The 12,060-nt window shown below is 35.9% G+C and carries 6 protein-coding genes and 1 pseudogene; 4 read left to right on the top strand and 3 right to left on the bottom strand.

Translation table 11 applies throughout. From position 1 onward, the window contains the following. Positions 1-4,529: pseudogene (locus tag CLV55_RS11670) on the bottom strand (hypothetical protein); the annotation flags it as partial. A 156-nt stretch (positions 4,530-4,685) separates the two neighbouring features. Between CLV55_RS11670 and folE the strand changes: the two are divergent. Genes folE through lgt form a run of 4 tightly spaced genes read left to right on the top strand, consistent with a single transcriptional unit; the run spans position 4,686 to position 8,047 of the window. Continuing rightward, positions 4,686-5,357 carry a GTP cyclohydrolase I FolE gene (gene folE, locus CLV55_RS11665; RefSeq protein WP_112113980.1) on the top strand — a complete coding sequence of 224 codons (672 nt, stop codon included), beginning with the start codon at positions 4,686-4,688 and terminating at the stop codon, positions 5,355-5,357. A gap of 18 nt (positions 5,358-5,375) precedes the next feature. Next, positions 5,376-6,857 carry a cysteine--tRNA ligase gene (cysS, locus tag CLV55_RS11660; protein ID WP_112113979.1) on the top strand — a complete coding sequence of 494 codons (1,482 nt, stop codon included), beginning with the start codon at positions 5,376-5,378 and terminating at the stop codon, positions 6,855-6,857. A gap of 11 nt (positions 6,858-6,868) precedes the next feature. Continuing rightward, a complete protein-coding gene (gene yidD / locus CLV55_RS11655) occupies positions 6,869-7,117 on the top strand; it encodes a membrane protein insertion efficiency factor YidD (protein WP_112113978.1) in 249 nt (82 codons plus the stop codon). After that, positions 7,118-8,047 carry a prolipoprotein diacylglyceryl transferase gene (gene lgt, locus CLV55_RS11650; RefSeq protein ID WP_112113977.1) on the top strand — a complete coding sequence of 310 codons (930 nt, stop codon included), beginning with the start codon at positions 7,118-7,120 and terminating at the stop codon, positions 8,045-8,047. It abuts the gene before it with no gap. A 9-nt stretch (positions 8,048-8,056) separates the two neighbouring features. On the opposite strand, the gene lpxD is transcribed toward lgt, so the two are convergent. Both lpxD and CLV55_RS11640 read right to left on the bottom strand, forming a co-directional pair. Then, positions 8,057-9,046: a UDP-3-O-(3-hydroxymyristoyl)glucosamine N-acyltransferase gene (gene lpxD / locus CLV55_RS11645; RefSeq protein ID WP_112113976.1), complete on the bottom strand. Its 990-nt coding sequence runs from the start codon at positions 9,044-9,046 to the stop codon at positions 8,057-8,059. A gap of 148 nt (positions 9,047-9,194) precedes the next feature. Beyond that, positions 9,195-11,825 (bottom strand): valine--tRNA ligase, encoded by a 2,631-nt coding sequence (locus CLV55_RS11640; RefSeq protein ID WP_170122259.1) that lies wholly within the window; start codon positions 11,823-11,825, stop codon positions 9,195-9,197. Between the last annotated feature and the right edge of the window lie 235 nt (positions 11,826-12,060).

Raw genomic sequence — 12,060 nt, 5'->3', positions numbered from 1 at the left:
GTGGCAGGCAATGGAGACGCGGTTATCGCAGCCGATTGTCCTTGACATACGGTTGGGTTATTAACCGTTACCGTTGGATTTGGATTAACCGTTACGGTTCCAGAAGCACTTGCACTCACACAAGACGTTGTAGTATCAGTAATAATCACGCTATAGGTTCCCGCTATGGTTGTGGTAAACGAAGCTACGTTTCCTGGGTTGGTAGTAAAAGGTCCAGACCAAGAATACGAATAAGTTCCCGAAGGAGTTGGAGTAGCCGTTACCGTAGCCGATTGTCCTTGACATACGGTTGGACTATTAACCGTGACCGTTGGATTTGGATTAACCGTTACCGTTCCAGAACCTGTTCCAGAGCAGTTCGTTGTAGTATCAGTAATGGTAACGGTATACGTTCCCGCTATAGTTGTAGTAAAGGAAGCTACATTTCCAGGATTGGTAGTATAAGGCCCAGACCAAGCATACGAATAAGTTCCTGCTGTTCCAGGAGTAGCTGTTACCGTAGCCGATTGTCCTTGACAAACCGTTGAATTATTTACGGTAACCGTTGGAGGAATACATGGATTTGCAGTACAACATAACGAACTACTAGCAAAACAAGTTCCAGAGCCACCAACAGGTGTTATAGTGATACAAACAGAGTCATTAGGATTTAAGCTGCTTACGGTGTAAGTTAATACATTGTTGATGTTGCTAACCGCTGTTGGAGTACCTGAATTTATAGTATATGTTGCAGTATAGGAAGTTGCATTAGGTACAGCTAACCAATTAAAAGTAACAGAATGAACCGTTCCTATTCCACAACTTAATGATGGAGATAGAATAGGATTTACTGTGACAATGATTTCTTGGTAAGGTCTGCATGTAGGATCTGAAGGGGCTGGATTCGCAATAGCATAAACATAATAAGTTCCCGCAATATTTGGTAATGAGCCTGCGGTTCCTAAAATAGGAGCATCATAGCTTGCAATTCCTGAACCATTTGGTGTGGCTGTACCTAAAAGTGTACCTCCTGAATACATCGAAGAACCTGTTTGTGCACTATTAAAATAAACATAAGAAATTGAATTAGCACCAGTAAAAGTAGTAGTAACTGTAAATGGAGTTGGATTTCCTCCAATACACAAGGTTTGTGTTCCTATAGGATTTGTAATAGTAGGGCAAGGAGTACATGGATTGTAAACTAAGTTAAAAGCTTTTACTCTTACACAAATATTTGAAGAACTTTGTAAAGCCATATAAATAGTTTGTCCAGTACTAATATAATGAACAGGATCAGCTATAGGATTGGCCGAATTTTGAGCATCAGCCTGTGAAGTGTAGTATGAAATATCGTAACTTCCTGAAGGTAATGAACCTAATACTATAGGTTCATTTGAAGTCAAATTAAATACATTATTTGGAGCACACTGTGTTATATCAACCGGATTTTGAGTATCATCAGGATAAACTTCAACGGTAACAGGTTTGGTTACAGTTCGTATTGTAGCCGGACCAGGATTATTACATTCTGTATATTTAACTTGAGCAGTGTAGGTTGTTGTTGTAGAAGGACATACGGAAATGTTTGGAGTTGTTCCAATAACAGTACCACTTGCATTTAACCATTGAAAAGTAGATAGAGATGCTCCAGAAGGAGTAAAACGCCAAGCTTCGTTAGTTGCGGTCCATGTACCTGTATTTCTAGTAGGGGGAGCAATTCCACTAGTTCCAGTATCATTTACTAAACCAATCACACCACTTCCACTATTCCAACCCGTGCATGAAGTTCGTTTTTTAATATTTATATCAATTATATTAGTGCTTTCATATAAAATAACTTGACTTTCTTGTAGTCCTTGTCCCTGATTACATTGGTAAAGTCCCATGTCACTTACGTTAACAATCATTTTTCTACACGGAGCAACACCAGTTACAACATATTTTATAGAAACTGTTGATGGAGATTGACCACCAGAAATTCTAGGGTCAGTGTCTTGCATAGGGAAGAAAATAGAATTTAAAAAAGCGGTATTGGCAGCTAATGCTGGTAACTGAGCAGTATAGGCCCAAGGAAAAGATGCTGCTACACAATTAGGAAAAGGTTGTGTGCCGTTAAATAATCGTAAAGAAATGTTTGTAGTCACTTGGAACGTCGTATAACATTTTCCATAATAACTAAATTTAAAGGGCAGAGTTACCGGACTTGATGCTGCATCATCCTGAATACATAAGTTCGTTGCAGCTACACCAACTGAGTTAATATTTACCGGGTTGTAAGGAATGGAACTTACAGTGTATGATGTTGTATCTTTTGTATCAATATATGACGCGGATAATGTAGTACAACTATTATTTGTACATAATGTTGCAGGAATTGGAATTGTAATATCATTTGGACAACAGTTTAATAAATAGGTAAACGTACCCGTAGAGGATGCACTTGAACATCCCGTAGAGGTATTTGTAATAACAACTGAATAATTGCCAGCCACAGTAGCGTTAAAACTTGCAACATTTCCAGGATTTGTTGCTGTTCCAGGTACTGTCCAACTGTAAGAATAGGTTCCAGGAGTACTAGGTGTGGCTGTAATCGTTGCTGGAGATTGATCTCCAGTACATTTTTGGATATTGTTTACCGTTACACTTGGAGAGGGGTTTATTGTAATTGTAAAAGTTTTAATATCATTGGTACAACCATTGTATGACCCAGTAACAGTAATAGTTGCAACTATAGGAGATGATGTGGTGTTTGTAGCAAGAATTGGAGCGATGCTACTTCCATTTCCAGAAGCACCTATAGTTAATAAAGGATTATTGTTGGTCCAACTAAAAGTGGTACCAGGTATATTACTAGTAAAGTTCAATGTTGGGATAGTTACGCCATTACAAGCTGTTTGGTTATTAGGAACCGTAATAGATAAGGGAATAACGCTTACTTGAACCGATTTTGAAACATTACATGTTGTATTCGTTGTAAAGGATATATCATCTAAAGCAAAATCATTTCCAGCAGCATTTACATTAGTATCATTTAAACTAATTAGTGCTTGTGTATTCGTTCCTGAATTCCAAGTGTAGGTATACTGTGTCCAGTTACCACATGTTGAAACAAGAGGAGCCGCACCGGTTCCTATAGTCACCCCATTAATTTTTGTGACAATAGAAGCGGTATTAGTATTGGTTACACTTTGTATCCAATAAGAAAAAGTGTAATTTTGATTTGCTACAACTGGTATGGTTTGTGACCAAATTTTGTCATTACCAGAATTGTATATAGAACCATCAATTACCATCATTTTGCCTCCACCTGTGTGGTCAGTACAATTTGAAAATGTTGAATACCAATTACTTGGGTTTGTAACCACACCAAAAGCTCTTTGAGATCCACTTGTGTTAGTTGGATTTAGGAATTGATAATCAGTATAAAATCCTGTATTTCCTAGAGAAAAATCTCCATTATAAATCAAGTTGCTTGTGCTTGTTGCACTTGAAGTAGCCGTATAAGTTGTTGTTGTAGTAGGACTAACAATAATAGTGGGTAAAGTTGGAGTAGTTAAGGTGGCATCAGTTGGAGAAGCGGTCCAATTGTATGTAGTGCCTCCAGAAACAGTTAATGTTGTTGGGCTATTTGGGCAAGCTGATGTGTTTGGAGATATTGTTAAGGGATTTGTTGTAGTTGCTGGACTAATTACTATATTGTTTACAGAAACTGTAGTTGACGTGGCATCCACAACACTTCCAGTGTAGGTTCCAGCACTTAAATTTGGAAAAAATCCAGTATTATTAGAAGGGGCACTTGTAGGACCTGTTATCGAATAGGTGTAAGGTGCAGTTCCTCCTGTTGCATACAAAGCAATGGCTCCATCATTACTTGTTGCACAACTATAATTAACAAAAGAATAGGTTAGTGCTAGTGGAGCTGGTGGTGGCGTTAGAGTGATATCATCAATAGCAAAATCATTTCCAACTGGATTAGTATTGTAATTTCTCAATTCAATATTGACACATGCATTAGTAGGGGTAATAGTATACGTTTTTTTTACCCAACCTGCCGCAGGTAGAGAGGCTAAAGTACTTGCTGGAGAAGTGACTACTGTTGCATTATTAAAAACAACTCTCACATCAGCTTGTGTTGAAGTGCCCGTTACATTAGTAGAAATCGATTTTATCCAAAAACTAAAAGTATAAGTGGTTCCAACCGTTAAACCGCAAATGCCTCCTCCAGTATTTCCTGCTTTCCAAAAACTTGGATTACCTCCATCAGTACTTCCGTCAATAATCATCATTTTTCCTGTGCCAGTTCCTGTAGTATGATCAAAACCAGAAATAAAATTTGAAGTATTGTATGGGTATGGATTTACTCCAAATGCATAATTCCCCGCAGCAGTAGTTCCTGTAGGAGCAGCTAAATAAGTATATCCTGAGCTGTTAATGTTAAAGCCTACACCGACACCTCCAGATTCAAAATCACCATTTACAACAAGATTTTGGGATTGTAATAAGTTGAAAAACAGAATACTTAAAAGTAGAAATAACGTATTTTTTTGCATGGTTGGTTTTTTTTTAAGGAGCTAAATATACACATATTTAACAAAATTTAAAGTTAATTTTTGTTTTTTAACTTTTTTTGCAAAAAAAAAAGGACTGTTATTCAAGCAATATTTGATTATATTTGTCGACAAAAAAAGCAAATTAAATTAAAGAAAATGACCCATAATAATGACTTTAACGAAGAAGTAGGAAACAATCATATTGCTTTTAGCGATCAAACACCCTTACGTAAAGATGCCTTCGATAAATCTGACGAGGAAAAGATAGAGATTATTAAAAAAGATATCGAAAATATTCTGATAACTCTTGGTATGGATTTGTCAGATGATAGCTTGAAAGGAACACCTAATAGAGTGGCAAAAATGTTTGTCAAAGAAATCTTCGGAGGTTTAAATCCTTCAAAAAAGCCAAGCTCTTCGACCTTTGACAATAAGTACAAGTACAATGAAATGTTGGTCGAAAAAAACATCACGGTTTACTCTACGTGTGAGCATCATTTATTGCCTATAGTAGGTAGAGCGCACGTAGCTTATATTTCTAAAGGGACCGTAGTTGGACTTTCTAAAATGAACAGAATCGTAGAATATTATGCGAAAAGACCACAAGTGCAAGAACGATTAACTATTCAAATAGTAAAAGAATTGCAAAACGTTTTGAATACGGAAGATGTGGCTTGTATTATTGATGCAAAACATTTATGTGTGAATTCAAGAGGAATTAAAGATATTGAAAGTAGTACTGTAACCGCTGAGTTTGGTGGTAAATTCAAAGATGAAGCTACAAGAAAAGAATTTTTAGAATACATCAAACTTGATACAAATTTTTAATAAGAAATATCTCATAAAATGCAACTATATAACGATTATACGCTAAAAATCTACAATTCAAGTACAGCTGAAAAAGAAACTTTTGTTCCTATTACAGAAGGTAATATTGGGATGTATGTATGTGGCCCAACGGTGTACAGTCATGTGCATTTAGGTAATGTAAGAACCTTCATGAGTTTTGATGTGATTTACCGTTACTTGTTGCATTTAGGGTATAAAGTGCGTTATGTTAGAAATATAACAGATGCAGGTCATTTAACTGATGATGGCGATGTAAATAACGATCGTTTCGTCAAACAATCTCGATTGGAAAAATTAGAACCTATGGAAGTGGTTCAAAAGTATACCGTCGATTTCCATAATGTTTTGAACCTCTTTAATTTTCTACCTCCAACGATTGAGCCAACCGCAACAGGACATATTGTGGAACAAATCGAGCTTATTCAAAAATTAATAAAAAAAGGCTTTGCCTACGAAAGTCAGGGTTCGGTTTATTTTGATGTAATTGCCTACAACCAAAAGGGATTGAATTATGGTGAGTTAAATAATAGAAATATAGATGAACTCATTGCGAATACCCGTGATTTGGATGGTCAGAATGAAAAAAGAAACCCACAAGATTTTGCATTATGGAAACATGCATCTCCTGCTCATATCATGAGATGGAATTCCCCATGGGGTGCTGGTTTTCCTGGTTGGCATTTGGAATGTACTGCTATGAGTACCAAATATCTGGGAGATCGATTTGACATTCATGGAGGAGGTATGGATTTAAAATTTCCACATCATGAGTGTGAAATAGCTCAAGGAAAAGGCTGTAATGATACCCCCCCAGTTAATTATTGGATGCATGCCAATATGTTAACTATGAATGGGTTGCGTATGAGTAAAACCACTGGGAATTATATCTTGCCTATGCAATTGTTAACAGGCGAAAATACTTTTTTTGAAAAATCATTTAATGCCAATATCGTACGTTTTTGCTTTTTGCAAGCGCATTATCGTAGTGTTTTAGATATTTCAAATGACGCGATGATGGCTAGTGAAAAAGGATTTAATCGTTTAATGGAAGGCTTGGCGTTACTTGACACAATTTCTGTTCAAGATAAATCCTCGATTGATGTGTTGGCTTGGAAAAATGCATGTTATGAAGCTATGAATGATGATTTTAATACTCCAATTTTAATCGCTAATTTATTTGAGGGCATTCGTTTTGCTAATTTATTGAATGATAAAAGAGCATCCATCACTAATGCCGATTTAGAACTATTGAAAAATACCTTGCATACTTTTATTTTCGACGTTTTAGGAATTAGAAATGAAAAGACAACAAGTAATAGTTCTGCAAAATTAGAAGGAGTTATTGAAATGCTAATTGGTATGCGAAATGATGCACGTGCGAATAAAAACTGGGTTTTGTCTGATCAAATTCGTGATAATCTAGCCAATCTTGGAATTCAATTAAAAGATGGTAAAGATGGAACGACTTTTACCTATTAATATTCTTTTTAATGCTAAAAAAAATTATAGTATTTCCATTAGTAAGTATCATAAAGTTCTATCAAATAGCAATTTCACCTTTCACACCAGCTAGTTGCCGATTTGTACCTACTTGTTCGACTTATTTTTTAGAAGCATTACAAGAGCATGGCCTTTTTATGGGTTCGTATTATGGATTAAAAAGAATTGGTTCTTGTCATCCTTGGGGAAAATCTGGGTATGACCCAGTTCCTAAAAAAAATAAAATAAATAAGACATAGATTAATAAAAATATAAACATGATTTGGAATCCAACAGAAGGAATACACATTGCCTTTTTGACCATTAGATTTTACAGTTTAATGTTTGTAGTAGCTTTTGCATTAGGGTACTACATAATGAAAAAAATATTTAATAACGAAAATGAATCGTTAGAAAAGCTAGATACATTATTCGTTTGGACTGTTTTAGCCACTCTTTTAGGAGCGCGATTGGGGCATGTTTTTTTCTATGATTGGGCTTATTTTAAGTATCATTTACTTGAAATAGTATTGCCTTTCAAATTTGAACCCGAATTTCAATTTACTGGTTTTGCAGGTTTAGCCAGTCACGGTGCCGCTATAGCTATAATAGTTGTGATGTATTTTTACAGTAAAAAAATTATACAGAGACCCATACTTTGGGTTTTAGATAGAGTTGTGATTCCTGTAGCATCTGGAGCCATTTTTGTTCGAATTGGTAATTTTTTTAACTCTGAAATTGTCGGAAATACCACTAGTAATACCACTTTTGGAATTCGTTTTGTTCGAGATTACTTTAGTCCTCAAGAGGCAATGTACAAAACCCATACTACCAATGCAGATGTCGCTTATCAAGAAATTGTATCGAATCCAAAATACGCCAATTTATTAGCGCAAGTTCCCTTAAAACATCCTGCACAATTGTATGAATCGTTTTGCTATATCTTTGTTTTTGCTATTCTATTTTATTTGTATTGGAAAACAGAAGCAAGAAAAAGTGAAGGTTTTTTATTCGGATTGTTCTTGGTTTTGTTATGGTCTATTCGTTTTTTAGTCGAGTTTTTAAAAGAGAGTCAGGGTGGTTTCGAAAAATCATTGGGAACGTTTTCAACAGGTCAATGGCTAAGCATTCCTTTTATTCTTGTAGGAATTTATTTTATAGTCACCGCTAAAAAAAGAAGAACAAACTAGAGCATTAATTTATTCAGTTGCCATTCGTTTCAAAATAGCCCATTGTTTTAGAGCAGTTCTCATTTCAACTGCTGGATACCCTAGCATGGTTTTTCCCGCAGGTACATCAGCGGCAACTCCAGAGCCAGCCCCAATCATTACACCATCACCCAATGTTAAATGGTCTTTAATAGAAGCGCTTCCTCCAATAACCACACCATTGCCAAGAGTTACAGATCCAGCCAATCCACTATTACCAGCCATGATACAGAATTGACCTAATTTACTGTTATGACCAATCTGTACTAAATTGTCAATTTTACACCCATCACCAACAATAGTTGAGCTAAATTTACCTCTATCAACAGAGGAATTGGCTCCAATTTCGACATAATTCCCAATAACAACATTTCCGATTTGAGGGATTTTAGCCAATCCTCTTTCAGGGCAAGGTCTAAATCCGAAGCCATCGGCTCCAATAGTACAATTGGGATGTAATATACAGTGAGCACCAATAAGGCAACGTTCACGCATCACCACACCAGACCAAAGCGTAGAACCATCCCCAATGGAACATCCATCAAGTACCGTTACATTGGGATATAAAGTCGCATGGTTGCCAATTGTTACGTTAGGTCCAATATAACAGTTAGCACCAATTCTTGTTCCTTTTCCTAGTGTTGCAGAAGCATCAATAACAGCCGTTGGGTGAATGTCATAACTAAATTCTGGTAGGGCAGGAGCAAATAATTCTAAGACTTGCGACATCGCTAAATCGGCGTTTTTTACCTTGATAAAAGCTTTGTTTTCTCCTGGTTCAATAGAAATATCCTCATTGACCACGGCTGCACAAGCTTTAGAAGTAGCCCATAACTTTTCATATTTTTTACTTCCAATAAAAGAGATCTCGGTTGCGCTAGCCAAATCCAATTGTTCTGGGGCTGTAATTACATGACTTGTCTCGCCAATTATAGTGCCGTTTAGCACAGCGTTTATTTCAAAAAGGGTATATTTTTTCATTAGTTTGGTTGGTTTATTTTATTCAAATTAAGTGAATTGTTTTTACTTTAACTAATAAAATTGTTTAATCTTTATAGTTTTATGAGTTAGCAAACAAAAAAAGCGCTGATTTCTCAACGCTTTTGATGTTTTATAAATGAAGTCTTACTTACTTTAATCCAGCAATACTTTGTTCCAATGTAGTAATTTTAGCTAAAGCATCAGCTTCTTTTTTACGTTCATTTTCAATGATTTCTGGTTTTGCATTGGCCACAAACTTTTCGTTAGATAATTTTACTTGTACCGACTTTAAGAATCCTTTAATGTAATTTAATTCTTCGGTAAGTTTGGCAACTTCTGCATCCACATCAATCGCACCTGTTATTGGAATAAAATATTCATTTGATTTGACACGATAGGATAAAGCTCCATCCACTTTATCAGAAACATATTCCAACGAACTGATGTTTCCTAATTTAGAAATTACCGCATCAAAATAGTAGGAAGTTTCTTCATTATTTACAATTTTCAATTTAATCGCATCTTTAAATGGGATGTTCTTGTCTTTTCGTATCGTTCTAATTCCTGAAATCACTTCGGTAGCAAAATCAAAATCTGCGATAAGCTTTTCATCATACGATTTTGCTTTTGGCCATTCCGCAACAATCAAAGCTTGTTCTGGAGTCCTGTCAGCAATATGTTGCCAAATTTCTTCTGTTAAGAAAGGCATAAACGGATGTAATAATTTCAGGTTGTTTTCCAACATTTCAATAGCCTTATTATATGTAGTGCTATCAATAGGTTGCTGATAGCCTGGTTTTATCATTTCTAAAAACCAGGAACAGAAGTCATCCCATACCAATTTATATATGCTCATTAACGCATCAGAAATTCGGTATTTATCAAAATTATCTTCGATTTCAGTTAACGTTCTTTGTAATTTGGTTTCATACCATTCAATAGCCACTTTAGACGATTCAGGTTGTGTAATAGCATCTGATACTTCCCATCCTTTAATCAATTTGAAGGCATTCCATATTTTATTAGAAAAGGCTTTTCCTTGGTTGCATAGTTCTTCATCAAACATAATATCGTTTCCTGCAGAAGCACTCAATAGCAATCCTACACGAACACCATCAGCACCAAATTTTTCAATCAATTCCAAAGGCTCTGGAGAGTTTCCTAACGATTTAGACATCTTACGACGTTGTTTGTCACGAACCAATCCTGTCAAATACACATTAGTAAAAGGTTTGTCACCAGCATATTCATATCCGGCAATAATCATACGGGCTACCCAGAAGAAAAGAATATCTGGACCTGTTACTAAATCATTGGTTGGATAATAGTATTTATACTCTTCATTTTCAGGATTTAGTATACCACCAAATACAGCCATAGGCCACAACCACGAAGAAAACCAGGTGTCTAAAGCATCAGCATCTTGTGTTAAATCATTAGCTGTAAGTTGTGGGTTATTGGTTCTTATTTTAGCCAATTCCACTGCTTTTTCAATATTTTCTGCGACTACAAAATCTTCTTTCCCATCGCCATAATAGTACGCTGGAATTTGTTGTCCCCACCACAATTGACGCGAAATATTCCAATCACGTATATTTTCTAGCCAGTGACGGTAAGTATTGTTAAAACGATTTGGGTACAATTTAACTTCTTCTGTTTCCAAAACGGCTTTGATAGCAGGTTTTACCAATTCGTCCATTTTTAAGAACCATTGGTCGGACAAGCGAGGTTCAATAATGGCTTTGGTTCTTTCCGATGTTCCTACTTTATTTAAATGCGTTTCTGTTTTGGCTAAAGCCCCTACTTTTTCTAGCTCTTGAGCTATTTCTTCACGCACTACAAAACGATCTTTACCTTGATAATGCAACCCAAAAGAGTTTAGAGTAGCATCTTCATTAAAAATATCGATGATTTCTAAATGGTGCTTTTCTCCAAGGGTCTTATCATTCATATCATGAGCAGGAGTCACTTTCAAACATCCAGTTCCGAATTCAACATCTACATATTCGTCCTCAATGATTGGAACTACTCTGCCACAAATAGGAACAATTGCTTTTTTTCCTTTCAAGTGTGAAAAGCGTTCATCATTCGGATTGATACACACAGCAGTATCACCAAAAATGGTTTCTGGTCGGGTAGTAGCTACCGTTAAGAAATCTTCAGTTCCTTCAATTTTATAGTTTAAGAAATACAACTTTCCTTGACGTTCTTCAAAGATAACTTCCTCGTCAGACAACGTAGTTTTGGCTTCTGGATCCCAATTTACCATTCGATATCCTCTGTAAATCATGCCTTTGTTGTACAAATCCACAAACGAATGAATTACCGATGCCGACATATCGTCGTCCATAGTAAACTTAGTGCGACTCCAATCACAAGAGCAACCTAATTGTTTGAGCTGTTCCAAAATAGTACCGCCATATTTGTTGGTCCAGTCCCAAGCGTGTTTCAAGAATTCTTCACGAGTCAAATCGTTTTTGTTGATGCCTTCGCTTTTTAGTTTGGCAACCACTTTAGCTTCCGTAGCAATAGAGGCATGATCGGTTCCAGGAACCCAACATGCATTGAATCCTTTTAAACGCGCACGACGAATCAAAACATCTTGAATGGTATTATTCAACATATGTCCCATGTGCAGGACTCCAGTCACGTTGGGTGGGGGAATTACAATGGTGTAAGGCGTTCTATGGTCGGGTTTGGATGTGAAATAATCGTTTTTCATCCAATAGTTATACCATTTTTGTTCTACTTCTTTTGCGTTGAATTGTGCAGGAATCATCTAGGTTTTTATAATGTTTAACGTTTTTTTTTTTTATAAATGTTGACAGCATGTCCTCATTCAGCTAAATTAAAGTATCACTTCTGTACAAGGCGAACAAGCAATAAATAATTTAAATGAACTTTTACAAACAAAGTTAAATAGTAAACTTTGGTATATTTTTTGTGCTCTGGCAAAAGTAAGTAATATGTGCTTTTATAAAAAATTAACCATTAAAATTTTGCGAATAAATTTA

Origin of the sequence: Flavobacterium aciduliphilum, assembly GCF_003268855.1 — a bacterium.
GTDB classification, from domain to species: Bacteria; Bacteroidota; Bacteroidia; order Flavobacteriales; family Flavobacteriaceae; genus Flavobacterium; species Flavobacterium aciduliphilum.
Note: the sequence above shows the minus strand (reverse complement) of the source record. Positions and strands in the feature narration are given on the sequence as shown.

Coding starts and splice junctions, on each gene's coding strand:
- yidD (WP_112113978.1), top strand. CDS start 6,869: ATGCTAAAAAAAATTATAGTATTTCCATTAGTAAGTATCATAAAGTTC.
- lpxD (WP_112113976.1), bottom strand. CDS start 9,046: ATGAAAAAATATACCCTTTTTGAAATAAACGCTGTGCTAAACGGCACT.
- cysS (WP_112113979.1), top strand. CDS start 5,376: ATGCAACTATATAACGATTATACGCTAAAAATCTACAATTCAAGTACA.
- CLV55_RS11640 (WP_170122259.1), bottom strand. CDS start 11,825: ATGATTCCTGCACAATTCAACGCAAAAGAAGTAGAACAAAAATGGTAT.
- folE (WP_112113980.1), top strand. CDS start 4,686: ATGACCCATAATAATGACTTTAACGAAGAAGTAGGAAACAATCATATT.